The organism is Capilliphycus salinus ALCB114379, assembly GCF_047276495.1.
Classification (GTDB): Bacteria; Cyanobacteriota; Cyanobacteriia; order Cyanobacteriales; family Microcoleaceae; genus Capilliphycus; species Capilliphycus salinus.
Genome location: NZ_CP178543.1, coordinates 6188650 through 6205975, shown reverse-complemented (window position 1 = coordinate 6205975; position 17326 = coordinate 6188650). Strand labels below are relative to the sequence as shown.

The following is a 17326-nucleotide window of genomic DNA, read 5'->3' as shown; positions in this document are numbered from 1 at the left end:
GGGCGGGTTTAGTGAGGTTATTTCTCAGAAAACATACATTTTTACAGAGGCGCGCCCCTACCAACCCGACTCCCTATTCCCTATTCCCTATTCCCCATTCCCTATTCCCTATTCCCTATTCCCTATTCCCTCTTAACGACCAATCGCCGGATCGCACAATGACGGTGTTGTATCGAGTACAATAGGCACACAGATCAGTCTATTTTATCAACGTCTTTATCAACGTCGTGTCTGTCCTGTTCTGCTAATCAGTTATAATGCTTTTTTCTAAATTCCTGAATTCCACTCGATCACGCTTACTGATTGCCCTATTACTGCCCGGAGCATTCGGCAGTATAATTGTATCTGAAAACTTTTTCAATCCGGCTGTCAGCCAAGCCCAACCCGCACCTCCGGCTAAACAAGACCCCGCAACGGCGATGACGGTTCGCTCTGATATTCAAGAAGCAGATGCCAATACCGGAATAGTCACCGCTCGGGGTAACGTTCAAATTAACTATCCCGCCCGCAACATTCAAGCAACCGCCGCCCAAGCTCAATATTTTAGTCGAGAACGGCGAATTGTATTGAGCGGAGATGTGTTCATTTTACAAGAAGGTAACAGTATTCGCGGAGAAACCGTTACCTATCTGATCGATGAAGGACGCTTTGTGGCCCTCCCCGCCGGCGGTCAACAGGTGGAATCCATTTATATTGTTCCCGACGACAGCACCAGTGCCAAAAATGCTGCGGTTGAACCGTTTAACCCCAAACCCGCTTTTAAAAATCCCTTTAGCGCTCCTGCTGCTCCCTAAAATTCAACGCAGTAATTGTATACTGAACAATACTTGCGATCGCGAGTAGGGCTTAAAAGCCAAAAAACTGCCGCTGCATAAACGTAAGCAAAGGAGTAGATAGTTTTTTGAGAACAAACAATCGCGCCCATTGAACCCGAAGGGGATTTTTTCAGTCTAGGTTTTCATCTGGGCTTACTCTTTTGTTCGTCTCAATTCAACGACCTCGGCAGTTTAAAGCTTGATCAGTTTATGAAAATTGTACTGGAGAATATTCATAAATCCTACGGAAAACGCAGCGTTGTCAGTCGGGTACACTTGTCGGTTTCTCAAGGGGAAATTGTGGGTTTGCTTGGCCCCAATGGTGCCGGGAAGACAACCACATTTTACATCGCTACAGGACTCGAAAAGCCCGATGAAGGTAGCGTCTATCTCGATGAACAGGATATTACCACTTTACCCATTCACAAACGGGCGCGACTGGGAATTGGTTATCTGACACAAGAAGCGAGTATTTTTCGTCACTTAACTGTCAGGGACAATATTCTGCTCATCTTGCAACAAACCCAAGTTCCTCCCCATTTATGGCGTTCTCGACTGAATACTTTACTGCGGGAGTTTCGCTTGGATAAAGTCGCCGATACGATGGGAAATCAAGTCTCAGGAGGGGAACGACGACGGACTGAACTCGCCCGTGCTTTGGCTAGTGGTGTGAGGTCTCCTAACTTTTTATTGCTTGATGAACCTTTCGCTGGTGTCGATCCCATTGCGGTATCTGAAATTCAACAAATTGTCGCTCGACTTCGTGCGCGCCAAATGGGAATTTTAATTACCGATCACAATGTTCGCGAAACGCTGAAAATTACCGATCGCGCTTACATTATGCGAGACGGACAAATTTTTGCTTCCGGTTCGACTGAAGAACTTTACAATAATCCTCTAGTACGACAATATTACCTTGGTGATAGCTTTCAACTATGAAAACATCAATTTCCAAGTCGATTAGTTCTTTAAAATTTCCGAGTTTCCATCTGTCGATTTTAGATCGCTATATTATTACTGAACTCATCGCTCCGTTTTTGTTTGGGGTGGGATTGTTTACCTCGGTTGCGCTTTCGATTGATACGGTTTTTGACTTGGTTCGTCAAATTGCCGAGTCGGGTTTGGATGTGGGAATTGCGGTGCAAATCTTTTTGTTGAAAATGCCCGAATTTATCGTTTTATCCTTCCCGATGTCGATGGTGTTGACGACGTTAATTGTTTATGGGCGAATGTCTAGCGATAGCGAAGTTGTCGCTTTGCGAAGTTGCGGAATTAGTATTTATCGGTTGGTGATTCCCACGCTAATTTTTAGCTTGTTTATTACCGCTTCTATGTTTGTGTTTAATGAATTACTCGTTCCCGCCAGCAACTATCGGGCTTCTATTACTCTGGAAAAAGCACTGCATCAAGATCGACTTCCCGTCAAAGAAGATAATATTTTCTATCCCGAATATCGTCGCGTTCCTGTCGAAAATTCGGATGAAGAAGTCAGCATCCTTGTGCGTTTATTTTATGCTCAAGAATTTGATGGGAAGAACATGAAGGGGGTGACAATTTTGGATCAATCTCAACAGGGAATTACTCAAATTATTTCCTCGGAATCGGCGGTTTGGAATGGAACCGAACAAAGTTGGGATTTTTACGACGGTACGGTTTACATGGTCGATCCTCAAGGATCTTATCGTAATATTGTCCGTTTCGATCACAAAGAGTTAAAATTGTCTCGCGTTCCTTTAGATTTAGCCAGTCGCAAACGTCGCTATGATGAGATGAATATTATACAAGCCCACGAATATTTAGAACTGATGAAAAGCAGTGGTAATGACAAGATTGTACAGAAAACTAAAGTTAGAATTCAACAAAAATATTCCCTTCCGTTTGTTTGTGTGGTGTTTGGTTTGTTGGGTGCGGCGCTGGGTTGTCGCCCTGAACGAACCAGTCGGGGTACCAGTTTTGGGCTGAGTATTATCATTATTTTTTCCTATTATCTGTTAGCATTTGTTACGGGTGCTTTGGGACAAAAAGGGATTTTAACTCCTTTTGTTGCGGGTTGGCTACCCATTGCTATCGGTTTGGGGGTTTCTAGTTTTTTACTGTATCGAACATCTCGTTAATTTCCTGAAATTCTTCTCAAACAACGGGAGTATCTATCGTTTAATATGTTCAAAACTCAAAGCTTCAAGCCCTTTTTAAAACCAGTTTTTACCGCTTTTCATCAATCTTTAACAACCCCAACTCTTTCTCGCTATAATCCTCATTTTAGATGGTGTTTCATCCTCAGTCTGTTGATTGCTTTTTTCTACGGTTTTCTTTCCATGCAACAGGCTTTTAACAGCGAATATGTGATTCAGGATGATGCGAGACAACACGTTTTTTGGATGCAACGCTTTCTCGACTCCGAACTTTTTCCCCAAGATTTAATCGCCAATTATTTGGAATCTCTCGCGCCTTGGGGTTACAAAGTTTTTTATAAAATTATCGCTTTTTTTGGAATTAATCCTTTGATTGCGAGTAAGATTTTACCGCTAATTTTAGGGTTAATTACCACAGTTTATTGTTTTGCAGTCAGTTTACAACTGTTACCCATTCCCGCAGTTGGTTTGATCACAACATTGATTTTAAACCAAGCGTTATGGATAGAAGATGATCTCGTTTCTGCGACACCGAGAGCGTTTGTTTATCCGATATTTTTGGCTTTTTTATATTACCTATTGCGTCAATCTTTATTTCCTTTGCTAATTTTGATCGCTTTATCGGGTTTATTTTATCCCCAAATTACCCTGCTATTTTTAGGGATTTTAACCCTCAGATTGTTTGATTTCCACAATAACAAAATAAAGCTTTCTTCTCAAAAATTCAACCGTTTAGCTTGGTTAGCGGGAGGAATTGTTACGGTTTTAATTTTACTCCCCTACAAACTCAATACAACTGAATTTGGCGAAATGATCACCCTTGCTGAAGCCAAATTAAGACCCGAATTTTACCCTTTAGACGGGTTATTTGGACGGGCTTTTTTCTTTCACGATAATCCTTTTATTTACTGGTTAGTCGCCCCTCAAACGGGTTTACTCTTTATCGGACTTATACCCCCGCTGGCTTTATTTGGGTTCGCCTTACCGTTTTTACTCAAACAAACTCAACGCTTTCCTATCGCCAAACAAATCGATTCTGAAATTAAACTTTTAGGACAAATCTTATTAGCCTCTTTGGGATTATATTTCTTAGCCCATGCGGTTTTATTCCAGCTATATTTTCCAACTCGCTACACTTACCACAGCTTCAAAATTGTGTTAATTTTCGCCGCAGGTTTGGCGGTAATCTTAATTCTAGAAGCCCAAATTCGGGCTTTAATTCAACTGATAGAAAACGGTTTTAATCGCTACCAATTAACGTTTTTTAGCCTAACGTTCGGTTTGGGAATGTTGCTAATAATTGTTCCTTTTTTACCCGGTGTTACCCTTCCCAACCAACTCTATCGCACCGGAAAAGAACCGCTAATTTATGAATTTCTGCAAAAACAACCCAAAGAAACTTTAGTCGCTACCCTTTCAGAAGAAGCCGATTTTATTCCCACTTTAGCCCAACGTTCGACATTAATTGCACTGGAATATGATTACCCCTACCATACCCAATATTATACTCAATTTTACCAGCGTTTATTAGACTTAGTTAATGCTCAATATAGCTCTGATTTGAGCGAAGTTCAAGACTTTATCCGCAAATATGGGGTTGATTTTTGGCTGTTGGATGGAGAAAGTACATTCAAAGCCGAATACATTTCAACCCGGGTTTTAATTCGACAAGTCGAGTTAGTTGAACCCATTTTAGACAGCATCAAACAAGGACAAGTCTTTGTCCTTTCAACTTTAGTCGAAGGTTGTGCAGTTGTCAGAAGCGAACACAGACAATTACTCGATGCTGAATGTATTTTACAACAAGGTCAAAACCGGCTTTAAGGATTGGCAAACGTGTTAATTTCGCCCCCTCCAATTCGGCGCCCGGGAATGGGACGGGGAACGGAGTAAGAACGTTGCTGATTCATTTGATTAAATTGATCGGCGGGACTTTGAATGAGACTATTTTGATTAACTTGATAGTCTTGGGGATTGGTTGAAGTGTTGTTAGAATAGCCCGGATAGGCTTGAATGGGAGAAGCGTTATTATTCGGATAAGGAGCGCTGTAGGAACCGTTAGAATTGACGTTGGGATAGGTGCTGTAGGAATTGTAAATATTCTGTATATCGGGAGTAACTGCGGCGTCGGTCCGGGTGGGGGGAATTATCGGTTGAGAAGGAACAACCGGGGGAGTGATAGAAATATTGGTTTGATAGGAGTTGGTTGTCGTTGTCGGACTGGTGGGGAGAGTCGGAGTTGTGCTTGGACGGGGTACAATCCAAGTGGCGGGAGGAATTTCGACAATGGGTTGACTGACAACGCTTGTCGGGGTGGAATTTGTGGGTTTTCCGGGAACATTGACCGGGTTGACTTGGGGTTGATTGCTGTTTACCCTCAAATCGGACGAAGATGAACTCGGTTGATTTGATTGTCCTTGTTCTTGGATATTATATTGATCCATCGCCGCCTGTAGGGGATTATTGGTGGATGTCTCTCCCTCTGGGGCGGTTGTCGCACTGGGATAGTTGACCTCGAAGGGATTCGCAGGCGTTAAGCCGGAAGGGTTTTGAGGTAACGGGGGCGGAGAAGAAGGAGTGGGGGTGGGGTTGAAATTGAGGATATTATTGGAGTCCGATGGCGTTGGCGCAACCGGAAAATCGGGTAAGGTATTATTGGAAGCCGATGGGGGTTCTAACAGCGGATTAGACGAGCTTGAAGGCGTTGTAGAGCGATTTAAACCGGATTGACGCGCTTGATCGAGTACGCCTTCTGCGGCGTTAATTGGCTCGTTTATGGGGTAGGGTAACAGTTGTGGCCCTTCTAATTCTTTGAGCAAAACGGCTGAACTGTCAATATCGGCGGCAATTGATCGGTCTTCTTGAGAAAGGCGATCGTCGAAATTTCCCGAATTGGAAACGGCTTCTCGCAGATCGTCCAACTCAAACCATTCGGGATGTTCTGAAACTTGCCAAATAAAAGCAACAACGATAGCCGTGACGCTGATTGGCCCCCAAAATCTCGGTTGGGTGGCGGGTTTAAGTTTGGCGCCGATCAGGTTAAGAGTCTCAGATGTTTTTTTAAGGATAGACATCGGTTTAGTTTCCGTTAAAGAGGGATTGAAGAAATCATTGAAGAAATCATTAGAGTTCTCATCCAAATCGCCTTAAAGCTGATAACCTCGTCTGTGTGAGTAGCGTCTTGGCTGGATTGAGCCGTTGTCACTCCAATCGCCTCGCCAATTGAACTCTAACAGTTTTATTTTAACTGTTGGTTTTCTTTAGAGCGAGGTCGGGCGAGAAATCAGGGGTGAAACCCCGGACAGATAGAGCATTGCTCCGGCTTAATTGCTTTTATGGTTTGTTGTCTAACTCGATTTTCTGGACTATGAAAAAAAATATTGAACTTTTTCCCAGTCGCGATCAGCTTGTAGAGCGAGCAAAAGCGATTATTTTGGACAAAATCGAACCCGCGATCGCATCCCGAGGCCTGTTTAGCCTGGTGTTGGCGGGAGGAAGTACCCCAAAACCGCTTTATGAAGGGCTGGCGGCCGAAGATTTACCCCTCGATAAGATTCATATTTTTTGGGGAGATGAACGCTACGTTGCCCCCGATCACCCCGATAGTAACGAAGGGATGGCTCGTCAAGCTTGGCTGGAGCGAGTCCCGTTTCCACCTGAGAATATTCACCCGATGCCGACCGGCGGAAATGATCCCCTTGCCGATGCCGGTCAGTACGATGCCGAGTTGCGCCGCTTTTTTCAGGTGTCTGAGGGAGAGTTTCCCGCTTTTGATGTGATTTTACTCGGGATGGGGGATGATGCTCACACGGCGAGTCTGTTTCCCCAGACTGAAGCGTTACAGGTTCGCGATCGCTTAATTGCGGTGGGGAATAAGGCCGGTCAACCCCGTTTAACGTTTACGGTTCCCCTGATTAACCAAGCTGAATGTGTGATGTTTTTGGTGACGGGGGAGAATAAACAACCCGCCTTAACTCAGGTTTTTGCCGAAACCGCCGACGAAATGATGTATCCCTCTCGCGCCATCCAACCTCAAGGGGAACTCTGGTGGCTGTTAGATGAAGCCGCCGGTCAAGTCTTAACGGAGAATAGGGAATAGGGAATAGGAGTCCGATGTAGGGGCGGGTTCTGTAATCGGCGTCTGTTACCCACAGATAACTGATCTAAACCCGCCCCAGTTGTCCGGGAAAAATTGTTAACGGGTTGGGGGCGGGTTCTGTAATCGGCGTCTGTTACCCACAGATAACTGATCTAAACCCGCCCCAGTTGTCCGGGAAAAATTGTTAACGGGTTGGGGGCGGGTTCTGTAATCGGCGTCTGTTACCCACAGATAACTGATCTAAACCCGCCCCAGTTGTCCGGGAAAAATTGTTAACGGGTTGGGGGCGGGTTCTGTAATCCGGCGTCTGTTACCCACAGATAACTGATCTAAACCCACCCCCTGTGGGCGTCTGTTACCCACAGATAACTGATCTAAACCCACCCCAGTTGTCCGGGAAAAATTGTTAACGGGTTGGGGGCGGGTTTATGTAAGTTATTTCTAGGAAAACAGAGATTTTGGCCGAACCCGCCCCTACAAAACTCTTGCATGATTGCCTCTTCACTGGTGACAGGTGTTGCAGCGAGGGCTTGCGCGGGTTTCCCCCATGAGCGCGTTCCTTGCGGCCCGGCGGTTTCCGCCGAGAGCGAAGTTCGCAAGAGAGCGACTGCTGAACCCGAAGGGTGACTGATAATTGCCTATTTCTCACAAATTCATAGCTGAGAGCGTCTCGAAGTGTCAGAATTGTAATAGCTGACTACAGAGAATTGTGATGATTGTTTGTCCCAATTGCAATCACCAAAACCCGGAGGGAGCAACTCAGTGCGAAGCTTGCTACACTCCGCTACCAACAACCACGACTTGTCCAAGCTGCGGTGCAACCGTTCAAAGTGATGCTGCTTTTTGCGGTCAGTGTGGCTATAATTTGCAGCCAGCAACAGCAGCACCTTTGGAAGAAGACCCCGCCGCTATACCGACTGTGGTTTCTCCACCCTCTGCTCCCGTGACACCCGAGCCGTTGGTGACTCCCGAACCTGTTGTTACTTCTGCGGTCGCCCCCCCAAATTTAGAAAAATCTAACCCCGATCCCGAGCCGGTGGGGGTGAGAGCGACGACCAGTCCGGACTTGAATTCATCTCCACCGACAGCATCGGTGCAAACAGCGGGGAGTCCCACGACTCAACTGCAACATCTATCTGCACGTTTGCTGCACATCCAAACGAATGTGACTTTGGAACTCCCTCCCAATTTACCCGTGATTCACGTTGGAAAGCCGAACGATCTGGTTCCCCCAGATCTTGATGTTTCCGGTTTCCCTCATTCGGAAATTGTCTCTCGTACCCATGCCGATATTCGGGTTGAGGGAGATTCCTATTATATTGAAGATGTCGGCAGTTCTAATGGAACTTATGTCAATAATATTCCTCTGACCAAGGGAAATCGACATCGGTTGCGACCTGGCGATCGCGTATCCTTAGGAAAAGGGGATCTCGTTTCGTTTATTTTTCAACATTCCTAAGGCAATTTGAAGATTACAGGTGTGATTTTGAACTCGATATCAAAAAAAGGCAAGTCTTGAGATCAGACCCGATCGATGAATCTGGATTTGTTGGGGTTCAAAATTGGAACCGAACCATCTAAAATTGTGCTTGGGTGCTCTACTTGAACTGAAACCTGTCAATGTGATTACCTTAACTTTACTTCATCCCAACCAATCTATTCCCGTTCGCGTTTGGACTTTTGAACAGGAGGAGGTGATTCGGATCGGCCGCTCGGTGAAAAATGATGTCGTTTTGTATAGTGCTGTAGTCTCCCGCTATCATGTCGAGTTAAGACTGCGAGGAAAAACTTGGACGATTGTTGGTTTAGGGACAAATGGCACTTATCTCGACGGAAAACTGGTTCAAGAATCTCCAATTGCTGACGGACAAATTATTCATTTAGCGATTTCCGGGCCAAAAATTAAGCTGAATATTCCCGCCGATAAAAGTCAACATTTAATGAGTCGAATTGGAGTTCGCGAAAGACAAATAAAAACAGCAGATCATTTAGATACCGGAGTTAAAGTCGATCACATTTCGTCTTCAACTTCTTCTCAATTAATATCCTCTGAACCCCAGGAAGATATTACGGTAACTGAGTAATTTATGCTGGCTGGAGATTTTGGGGGGAACTTGGCCTCAATTAGAATTAAACAAATCAGGAGGTTGTCATCCGTTAACGCCGATCAATTTTAAAATACTGTGGGGCTAACTCTATGAATACCGAAACCCAAATGATTAAACGGAGTGAGTTAATCAATCGATTGGTGCTAGAACGTAATACTGTTGAAGATTTAGGTCGAGTCGAACAACTCTGGATCAATCCTCAATCTCATCAAGTGGTGGCTTTGACCTGTAAATCGGGACTGATTCGAGGTCAAAAACGAGTCTTTACTTGGGATAATATTGTTCAAATCGGTGATGATGCGGTTCTCGTCAATCGTCCGATTTCTCAGGAGGAATCCGACGAAAATCCCACGAAACCGGAACAAGCCATTCACGGGATGAATCACGAAGTTTGGACGGATGCCGGAAATAAAATCGGTTCCATTGTTGACTATATTTTTGAGCAAAAAACCGGTTTTATTAATCATTATCTCTACACTTCTCAGGGGTTGCGAGGCGTCTTAGAAGGAGTATATATTCTACCCGCAACGGCAGTTTCTAGCGCGGGAAACAAACGGTTGATTGTCTTAGAAGCTGCCATCAAAACCCCTCAGCAATATTCGGAAGGTTGGGGTCAAAAGATGGGTCAGGCGGCGGAATTTATACAAGAGGATTTCGAGAAAACCCGAGAACATATTGAAGGCTTGAAACGAAATGCTCAAAAAATCACGAAAGGAAAACAGGAGGGAATGAAAGAAATTGAAGTAGAAATTATTTCCGAAGAACGGGAACCCCAAGAAATAAAACCCAAAGAACTGCCGGCAAATTCTGGCGAGACGAATAGCGATCGGGATCATTCCTAACGTTTCTCCTCAAATGAAGTTAAATTTCTGGTCAACTTAAAATTCCCAATTTTTGAGAAGATTAGATTGATTTTGAAGCCGACAACAAAAGTAATGATTCCGACTGAAAAATTTCTGTATATTTTTATCTCACTTTTAGATTTATAAGTGATTACTTTGATTCTCATTCATCCAACTCAACCTATACCAGTCAATCGGTGGACTTTTAAGGATAAGTCAACGATTCGGATCGGCCGTGCGAAAGATAATGATATTGTGATTTATAATGCTGTTGTTTCTCGTCATCATTTAGAACTGTGGAACCGAGAATCAGGTTGGGAAGCTTTGTGTTTCGGTACAAACGGTACCTATATCAATAATAAACCTCTCAATCAGTTTTTCATTAAAGATGGAATGGTGATTCGTCTCGGACATTCCGGGCCTAGATTGATGGTAAAATTGAGTTCGGTGATTAAAAATGAACTCCCTTCCACTCCTAAAATTGATGATTCTGCTCACCAACAAACTCTGACTCTAAATCCATTAAATGAGCCGGAAAAAACGGTTCAAGTTGAACAACAACATGAAGTTTTAGCCGAAGAAGAATTTAGCTTTGAAATCGAAGAAGAAGAAGTAGAAGAGGAGGAAGAAGATAACTCAACCACAAGAATAGAATTCTCAGAATAGGATTTTCCCCTAGAAGATTAAGCGTATAATGTCTCTCCCGTCTGGGGAGCGAAAACAATAGCGTGATTGAGGTCGAGTTTAATCGAAATGCGATCGCCCGGTTTTAAACGGATTTCTACTGGGGTTAGAAATTGTATTACAGTTTGGGAAAACTCTGAATTATCGGATACCGATAAACTCGCTCGAACTAAAATTTCTCGACCCAAAGGTTCAATCACATCCACCTCAACCGACAGCAAAGCTTGATTGGATTTTCGACTGTCCAACTGAAGATTTTGTTGGTTAACGTTAGATGTAACCAGTTCAATATGTTCGGGACGAATTCCCAAGTTAAAACTTTCTCGATCTTTGGGATTGATTTTTTCTTGAATTTCTAGGGGACAATTAAAAGATTGATTGGCGATCCAAAAGATGCTATTTCCGTAGGTAACGGGTAAAATATTCATCGGAGGATTGCCTAAAAAAGTGGCAACCATTTGATTCTTCGGTTGGGCATAAACGGTTTGAGGATCTCCAATTTGTTGAATTTTTCCTTGGTCTAACACGACGATTTTATCCGCCAATGTCATCGCTTCGGTTTGGTCGTGGGTAACATAAACTGTGGTAATATTTAAACGTTGATGTAACTTTTTCAGTTCCGCTCGCGTGTCATCCCGCAGTTGAGCGTCGAGATTAGAAAGGGGTTCATCGAGTAGAAAAACTTGGGGTTCTCGTACTATCGCCCTCCCCAGTGCAACCCGCTGTTGTTGTCCGCCCGAAAGTTGTTTGGGCTTGCGGTTTAATAAACGATCAATTGATAGCGATCGCGCAACTTTATGAACCCGTTCCTGTATAATTTGAGGTTCAATTTGACGCATTTTCAAACCAAATGCCAAGTTTTCCGCGACGCTCATATGGGGATAAAGGGCGTAATTTTGAAACACCATCGCCACATCTCGTTGACGAGCCGGAATTTCATTCACCAAGCGATTATTAATATAAAGATTGCCGCTTGTTGCCGTTTCCAAACCGGCTATTGTCCGCAAAATTGTTGATTTTCCACAGCCGGAAGGCCCCAAAAGCACCCAAAATTCACCGTCGGGAACTTCAAAAGAAATATCCTCAATTGCGGTAACATTATTATAGATACGGTTGATTTTCTCTAAGCGAACATTTGCCATTTTTTTCCTTTAATCGTAAAAGTTAATCCAAGGGTAGTTGTCATCAAGTCAATTCATTTTGCCAACTGTTCGATCTGAGAAACAACCCGATCCAATTCTTCAACAAGAGGCGTTGTTTCTGCCTTTTCAAAAGCCTCGACCAGCGAGCGATAATACCAAAGTGTTCCTTCTTTTCTCCCTGTAAACCGTTCCCAAATTGTTTCACCGACCTGACGATAATCTTGTAAAATAGATCGGGCATTATAAAGTTTATCGGCCGCAGAAACCAAACGCACGGAAGCGCTCGTCGTGGGAAGATGGTCAATGTAAGCTTGTTTGCGTTCTCGCCAAGGGGGTTTGGGCGTTTGGTCCGTATCGGTACACCCGTCTACAATAGCGGCGACCGTCTCCCCAAACCGACGGCGAATTTCTTCCCTTGTAGATGCGCCGCCTTGGTCTTCTATGGCATCATGTAACAGTGCGGCGATCGCTTCCGACTCGTTTGCCCCGTATTCTAACGCAATGCTAGCAACACCCAACAAATGCGCCGCGTAGGGAACGCCGGAACCCTTGCGAACTTGCTCGGCGTGGAGTTCACAGGCGTAGACGAGCGCCTGACGAAAACGAGAGGATAGGATCATGTTTTTTCCCCAATCTTCTCTTAAAATAACATAAAATATTTCAGTTATATTGTAAAATTAAGGTAAGTTCTGTAGAGAAAATTTTATAAGATTTAACGATTTTTCGGATCAAGAGAATGGATAAATTTAGAGTAGAAGTTATCGCCCAAACCCCCAACCCGCAAACCGTGATTTATGCGGCAATGCACCAAGACTATTCCGATAAATTTATTATCGACGAACGGGAAAAATGGCCGTCTGAAACCAAATGCGGGGAGATTATTGTCAAGCGTCTGTTAGCCGGAGAACGAGGACATTACGGGCCGTTAGAACACGTTCAAATTGTGTTTAATTGCGGTTATTTTCCCCACAGCGTCATGCAGCAAGCCCGAACCCATCGGGTAGGAATTTCCTTTGATGTTCAGTGTTTGGGTGCGGATACAGAGATCACCTTTGTCAATATCGAGGGAGAAACTTCACCCCGACTCAAAAAAACAATTGGCGAGTTATATGATCTGTGGACAAATGGAGAAAAAGCAATTCGTGAAAGGTCAATTCGAGGTAGAAATGGGGAACCTCCAGGGGAATATCGCCGCGACTGCAAAAACAGAATCCGTAAAATGCGGTTGAGAGTTTTAAACGAAGAAACGGGAGAATTTACAACAGGTTCAATTAAAGATGTAATGTGTAGCGGAGTTCAACCCGTTTATCGTTTAACTTTAGAAGATGGCAAAACTTTAGACTGTACGGTAAACCATCGGCTGTTAACCGATAAAGGTTGGCAAACGATGGGAGATGCAGTGGGTTTAATCACTGATTATAGTGGTAATGTTATCCAAATGACTAAGCCAATTTCTTTAATGTGTAATGGTCAAACTGTTATCGAGGAAAAGAAAAAATTAATTGCTCATCCGGTGAAAGTCCGAAAAGTGGAGTATTTGGGAAAACAAATGACCTACGATATTGAAGTAGAAGGAAAATGGCATAACTTCGTCGCCAATGGTCTAGTTGTTCACAACTCTTTTCGGTACACGGGACAACAGTTTATAGAAGTTTTAGAAGGAAAAAAAGATCTAGAAGATGTGTTTTATTTGCGTCCGGTTGGCGACTATACAAACCGACAGGGCAAAAAATATTACTACTCTCCCGAACAACGACAAGCCGATTTAGACTGGTGTTTAGAAGCGGTAAAACGCTATCAAATCGACTTTGAAAGTGGAATGTCCGAAGAACACGCTAGAGGCAAACTTCCCTTTGATTACCGTCAACATTTTGTGGTCAGTTTAAACTTGCGAACTCTGTTACATTTTCTGGATTTGCGCTATAAAAAAGATGCCCAACTGGAAATTCAACAACTCTGCGAATTGATGTGGCCTCATGTAGAAACTTGGGTTCCAGAGGTTGCAGCTTGGTACAAAACAACTCGCATGGGAAAAGCCAGACTTTCGCCCTAAATTTATGATAGAATTAAAGTTAATTCTGTTGATAGCTAGTCCTAAGTAAGAAGGGCGGGTTTATATCAGTTGAGAGTGGGAAAACATAAATAATTGCGCTCGGCGCGCCCCTACATGACTGGTCACTGGTAACAGTAAACTGTAAACTGTAATGAGGCGCGCCCCTACATAATGATTATTGATGAGTCGGACATGATATTATTTAGCAAGCAAGATGCTTGAACTGTTGTTAAAAATATTCGGAAAAATAGGATAAAATGAAAATCAAAATATTGAGACTCAACGAAGCGGCAATTGTGCCAAAATACGCCCATCCCAATGATGCCGGACTGGATTTATATTCCATAGAAGATCGAGAAATTTTACCCGGAGAAAGCCAACTCATTCCCACCGGAATTTCTATCGAACTCTCACCCGGAACCGAAGCCCAAGTTCGTCCCCGAAGCGGTTTAGCCCTCAAACATCAAATCACCGTATTGAACACGCCCGGTACCATAGACGCCGACTATCGGGGCGAAATTGGGGTAATATTAATCAATCACGGCAAAACAACCTTTAAGATTAATAAAGGCATGAAAATCGCTCAACTCGTCATCGCACCCGTCATACACGCGGAAATAGAAGAAGTTGAACAACTCAATTCAACAATTAGAGGAGATAATGGATTTGGATCGAGCGGTTTTTAACTGATGAATGAACAATTTTCTCACTACGAACCCCCACTCCGCCCCACTTGGGACGAATATTTTTTAATGTTAGCCAAACTCGCCGCCACCCGTTCAACTTGCTTGGCGTTTCCCGTCGGCGCCGTTATTGTCAAAGATCGCCAAGTGGTCGCCACCGGTTACAATGGTTCGCCATCGGGTTCGGTACACTGCACAACCCAAGGTTACTGCTATCCGGGGTTAAGTAGCTGCGACGCCAGTTCATCTTTACCCTCTCGGGCGGTTCACGCCGAAGCCAATGCTATCGCCCAAGCTGCAAAACACGGTATTAGCTGCGGGGGGGCGAGTATTTATGTGACGTTAGAACCCTGTATTTCTTGCTTGAAACTGATTATTTCTGCGGGAATTAAAGAGGTTTTTTATGAAACTTCTTTTAACAAGGGTGAAAAAGTGATGGTTCGAGATTTATTTGTCAGTGAAAATTTGGTTAAACTCAAACAGATTCATCTGTCGGAGGAGATTACTAAAAAAGCGGCTAATTTCTTATTAAAACCGACTTCAATTCCTCAAGTTTAAAGATGTCAGATCCCAATTCTAAAAACTCAGAAACTCAATTGGATCGATGGCAATTTAACCTCAGACAAGCCAACGATAATAATGTTTTCTGTCACTGTCGTCAATGTAATTATGAATGGGTAGATTCTTCCGATGAGGCACCCTGTCCCGCCTGTGGAAGTACAAACGTTGAACATATCGCTTGCTGGCAGTTTCCAGATGATTAAACAAATGAGACAATATACGTTAACTTAGTTTTAACGCAAGATCAGGGGGTGAAATGGAGTGAGATTGGTGATTCTCGGAGGACCCGGCGCCGGCAAAGGAACACAAGCCGAAGGGATATCTCAGCATCTCGGTATCCCCTCGATATCAACGGGTGAGGTTTTGCGAAACGCGATCGCTTATCGAACCAACCTCGGCGAAAAAGCCCGTCCCTACGTGGAAAAAGGGGAATTGGTCCCCGATGATATTATGATTCAATTCATTCGTCAACGGCTACTTGAACCCGATGTCAGTGATGGATGGTTGCTTGATGGCTATCCACGCACTGCATTTCAAGCCGAAGAATTGGATTTTTTACTGGAAGATTTGGGACAACAATTAAATTGGGCAATTTATCTCAATGTTCCCGAAGATGTGTTAGCAAGTCGGACAATACACCGATCGCGATCAGATGACAAACCTCTGATTATTCGACGTCGGATCGAACTGTTTTATCAACGTACTATTCCCATATTAGAATACTACAGCCCTCGCGATCGCTTGCTCGATATTAATGGCAACCAACCCCCCGAAAAAGTACAACAGGATATTTTTAGTCAGTTGAGGAGTTCCGGGAATTCTTCTGCTGACCCGACTTGAAAATTTACTTTTTTCCACAAACTAATTATAGGTGAATTCTTATGGTTTTGCAACGTCTGGATGATCGAAAACCCGATGAATTGCGTTCGGTTTCTTTTGAACTCGATTATACTCGCTATTCGGAGGCTTCTGTACTGACAAAATGCGGGAATACTCAAGTTATTTGTAATGTTACCATTCAACCGGGAGTACCCAAATTTTTACAAGATAGCGGACAAGGTTGGTTAACCGCAGAATACCGAATGTTACCCGGTGCGACTCAACAACGTCAACCCCGGGAATTGATGAAATTATCGGGACGAACCCAAGAAATTCAACGTTTAATTGGTCGCAGTTTGCGGGCTGCGGTAGACTTAAAAGTATTGGGCGAAAAAACGGTTATTATTGATGCGGATGTGATTCAAGCCGATGCGGGAACTCGTACCGCTTCGATAACCGGCGGGTTTGTGGCGTTGGCGAATGCGTTTGATAAATTAGTCGAAAAAGGGGAATTAGAAAAATCGCCAATTTCTCATCAAATTGCAGCCGTTTCTGTGGGATTATTAGAAGGGGAACCCTATTTAGATTTAGACTACGAAGAAGATGTCGCCGCAGATATTGATTTTAATATTGTAATGAACGATAAATTGGGAATTATTGAATTACAGGGAACCGCAGAAGCCGAAAGTTTTACCCGTCAGCAGTTGAATAAAATTATGGATTATGCTGAAATTGGAATAAAACAGTTATTAGAAGCCCAACGTCAAGCTTTAAACAGTCACCAGTAAACTCTGTAGGGGCGGGTTCCCCCCAGATTTTTCGGAATTTGAATAAATATTTATAAACCCGCCCCATTATCAATATCAATATCATCTGTGTAGGGGCGGGTTCCCCCCAGATTTTTCGGAATTTGAATAAATATTTATAAACCCGCCCCGCCCCAATTCCAATTATTTGTAATATAAATAAACCCATGAAAACCCGCCCCATTATCAATATAAATAACGTTTGTGTAGGGGCGGGTTCCCCCCAGATTTTTCGGAATTTGAATAAATATTTATAAACCCGCCCCATTATCAATATCAATATCATCTGTGTAGGGGCGGGTTCCCCCCAGATTTTTCGGAATTTGAATAAATATTTATAAACCCGCCCCGCCCCAATTGCAATTATTTGTAATATAAATAAACCCATGAAAACCCGCCCCATTATCAATATAAATAACGTTTGTGTAGGGGCGGGTTCCCCCCAGATTTTTCGGAATTTGAATAAATATTTATAAACCCGCCCCATTATCAATATAAATAACGTTTGTGTAGGGGCGGGTTCCCCCCAGATTTTTCGGAATTTGAATAAATATTTATAAACCCGCCCCATTATCAATATCA

At 43.5% G+C, this 17326-nt stretch carries 18 protein-coding genes; 15 read left to right on the top strand and 3 right to left on the bottom strand.

Features of this window, described 5'->3' with window-relative positions:
• Nucleotides 1-257: 257 nt before the first annotated feature.
• From ACL6C3_RS25010 to ACL6C3_RS24995, 4 genes are all read left to right on the top strand, one after another.
• Nucleotides 258-794, top strand: coding sequence for an LptA/OstA family protein (locus ACL6C3_RS25010; RefSeq protein WP_413162190.1), 537 nt, complete (start codon nt 258-260; stop codon nt 792-794).
• Nucleotides 795-1025: 231 nt separating this feature from the next.
• A complete protein-coding gene (lptB, locus tag ACL6C3_RS25005; protein ID WP_413162189.1) occupies nt 1026-1754 on the top strand; it encodes an LPS export ABC transporter ATP-binding protein in 729 nt (242 codons plus the stop codon).
• On the top strand, nt 1751-2929 hold the full coding sequence (locus tag ACL6C3_RS25000) for an LptF/LptG family permease (RefSeq protein WP_413162187.1): 1179 nt from the start codon (nt 1751-1753) through the stop codon (nt 2927-2929). Before lptB ends, ACL6C3_RS25000 begins: the two co-directional genes overlap by 4 nt.
• 45 nt (nt 2930-2974) lie before the next feature.
• Complete coding sequence (locus ACL6C3_RS24995; RefSeq protein ID WP_413162185.1) at nt 2975-4771, top strand: hypothetical protein; 1797 nt, start codon at nt 2975-2977, stop codon at nt 4769-4771.
• On the opposite strand, the gene ACL6C3_RS24990 is transcribed toward ACL6C3_RS24995, so the two are convergent.
• Nucleotides 4768-6021, bottom strand: coding sequence for a hypothetical protein (locus ACL6C3_RS24990; protein WP_413162184.1), 1254 nt, complete (start codon nt 6019-6021; stop codon nt 4768-4770). The two genes, ACL6C3_RS24995 and ACL6C3_RS24990, sit on opposite strands and share 4 nt — an antisense overlap.
• A gap of 293 nt (nt 6022-6314) precedes the next feature.
• Here ACL6C3_RS24990 and pgl point away from each other — a divergent pair, with 293 nt between their 5' ends.
• From pgl to ACL6C3_RS24965, 5 genes are all read left to right on the top strand, one after another.
• Complete coding sequence (pgl, locus tag ACL6C3_RS24985) at nt 6315-7046, top strand: 6-phosphogluconolactonase (RefSeq protein ID WP_413162182.1); 732 nt, start codon at nt 6315-6317, stop codon at nt 7044-7046.
• Between the two features lie 712 nt (nt 7047-7758).
• On the top strand, nt 7759-8505 hold the full coding sequence (locus tag ACL6C3_RS24980; protein ID WP_413162180.1) for an FHA domain-containing protein: 747 nt from the start codon (nt 7759-7761) through the stop codon (nt 8503-8505).
• Nucleotides 8506-8635: 130 nt separating this feature from the next.
• Nucleotides 8636-9130, top strand: coding sequence for an FHA domain-containing protein (locus ACL6C3_RS24975; protein WP_413162178.1), 495 nt, complete (start codon nt 8636-8638; stop codon nt 9128-9130).
• A gap of 113 nt (nt 9131-9243) precedes the next feature.
• A complete protein-coding gene (locus ACL6C3_RS24970; RefSeq protein WP_413162176.1) occupies nt 9244-9996 on the top strand; it encodes a PRC-barrel domain-containing protein in 753 nt (250 codons plus the stop codon).
• Nucleotides 9997-10143: 147 nt separating this feature from the next.
• A complete protein-coding gene (locus ACL6C3_RS24965) occupies nt 10144-10662 on the top strand; it encodes an FHA domain-containing protein (protein ID WP_413162174.1) in 519 nt (172 codons plus the stop codon).
• A 17-nt stretch (nt 10663-10679) separates the two neighbouring features.
• Here ACL6C3_RS24965 and ACL6C3_RS24960 read toward each other — a convergent pair whose 3' ends face one another.
• Both ACL6C3_RS24960 and ACL6C3_RS24955 read right to left on the bottom strand, forming a co-directional pair.
• The gene (locus ACL6C3_RS24960; RefSeq protein ID WP_413162173.1) at nt 10680-11822 is read right to left on the bottom strand and encodes an ABC transporter ATP-binding protein; all 1143 of its coding nucleotides are present in this window, start codon (nt 11820-11822) and stop codon (nt 10680-10682) included.
• Nucleotides 11823-11875: 53 nt separating this feature from the next.
• Nucleotides 11876-12442: an HD domain-containing protein gene (locus ACL6C3_RS24955; RefSeq protein ID WP_413162171.1), complete on the bottom strand. Its 567-nt coding sequence runs from the start codon at nt 12440-12442 to the stop codon at nt 11876-11878.
• Between the two features lie 116 nt (nt 12443-12558).
• On the opposite strand from ACL6C3_RS24955, the gene thyX reads away from it, so the two are divergent.
• From thyX to rph, 6 genes are all read left to right on the top strand, one after another.
• Complete coding sequence (gene thyX, locus ACL6C3_RS24950) at nt 12559-13875, top strand: FAD-dependent thymidylate synthase (RefSeq protein ID WP_413162169.1); 1317 nt, start codon at nt 12559-12561, stop codon at nt 13873-13875.
• 257 nt (nt 13876-14132) lie between these two features.
• Nucleotides 14133-14561, top strand: a complete 429-nt coding sequence (dut, locus tag ACL6C3_RS24945; protein ID WP_413162167.1) for a dUTP diphosphatase — start codon at nt 14133-14135, stop codon at nt 14559-14561.
• A 3-nt stretch (nt 14562-14564) separates the two neighbouring features.
• Nucleotides 14565-15116, top strand: coding sequence for a deoxycytidylate deaminase (locus ACL6C3_RS24940; protein ID WP_413162165.1), 552 nt, complete (start codon nt 14565-14567; stop codon nt 15114-15116).
• 2 nt (nt 15117-15118) lie between these two features.
• Nucleotides 15119-15322 carry a hypothetical protein gene (locus ACL6C3_RS24935; protein WP_413162163.1) on the top strand — a complete coding sequence of 68 codons (204 nt, stop codon included), beginning with the start codon at nt 15119-15121 and terminating at the stop codon, nt 15320-15322.
• A gap of 58 nt (nt 15323-15380) precedes the next feature.
• Nucleotides 15381-15959 (top strand): adenylate kinase, encoded by a 579-nt coding sequence (locus ACL6C3_RS24930; RefSeq protein ID WP_413162161.1) that lies wholly within the window; start codon nt 15381-15383, stop codon nt 15957-15959.
• Nucleotides 15960-16000: 41 nt separating this feature from the next.
• Nucleotides 16001-16726: a ribonuclease PH gene (gene rph, locus ACL6C3_RS24925; RefSeq protein WP_413162159.1), complete on the top strand. Its 726-nt coding sequence runs from the start codon at nt 16001-16003 to the stop codon at nt 16724-16726.
• The last annotated feature ends 600 nt before the right edge of the window (nt 16727-17326 follow it).

Coding starts and splice junctions, on each gene's coding strand:
- ACL6C3_RS25000 (WP_413162187.1), top strand. CDS start 1,751: ATGAAAACATCAATTTCCAAGTCGATTAGTTCTTTAAAATTTCCGAGT.
- dut (WP_413162167.1), top strand. CDS start 14,133: ATGAAAATCAAAATATTGAGACTCAACGAAGCGGCAATTGTGCCAAAA.
- lptB (WP_413162189.1), top strand. CDS start 1,026: ATGAAAATTGTACTGGAGAATATTCATAAATCCTACGGAAAACGCAGC.
- ACL6C3_RS24970 (WP_413162176.1), top strand. CDS start 9,244: ATGAATACCGAAACCCAAATGATTAAACGGAGTGAGTTAATCAATCGA.
- ACL6C3_RS24960 (WP_413162173.1), bottom strand. CDS start 11,822: ATGGCAAATGTTCGCTTAGAGAAAATCAACCGTATCTATAATAATGTT.
- thyX (WP_413162169.1), top strand. CDS start 12,559: ATGGATAAATTTAGAGTAGAAGTTATCGCCCAAACCCCCAACCCGCAA.
- ACL6C3_RS24940 (WP_413162165.1), top strand. CDS start 14,565: ATGAATGAACAATTTTCTCACTACGAACCCCCACTCCGCCCCACTTGG.
- ACL6C3_RS24955 (WP_413162171.1), bottom strand. CDS start 12,442: ATGATCCTATCCTCTCGTTTTCGTCAGGCGCTCGTCTACGCCTGTGAA.
- ACL6C3_RS24995 (WP_413162185.1), top strand. CDS start 2,975: ATGTTCAAAACTCAAAGCTTCAAGCCCTTTTTAAAACCAGTTTTTACC.
- ACL6C3_RS24935 (WP_413162163.1), top strand. CDS start 15,119: ATGTCAGATCCCAATTCTAAAAACTCAGAAACTCAATTGGATCGATGG.
- pgl (WP_413162182.1), top strand. CDS start 6,315: ATGAAAAAAAATATTGAACTTTTTCCCAGTCGCGATCAGCTTGTAGAG.
- ACL6C3_RS25010 (WP_413162190.1), top strand. CDS start 258: ATGCTTTTTTCTAAATTCCTGAATTCCACTCGATCACGCTTACTGATT.
- rph (WP_413162159.1), top strand. CDS start 16,001: ATGGTTTTGCAACGTCTGGATGATCGAAAACCCGATGAATTGCGTTCG.
- ACL6C3_RS24980 (WP_413162180.1), top strand. CDS start 7,759: ATGATTGTTTGTCCCAATTGCAATCACCAAAACCCGGAGGGAGCAACT.
- ACL6C3_RS24990 (WP_413162184.1), bottom strand. CDS start 6,021: ATGTCTATCCTTAAAAAAACATCTGAGACTCTTAACCTGATCGGCGCC.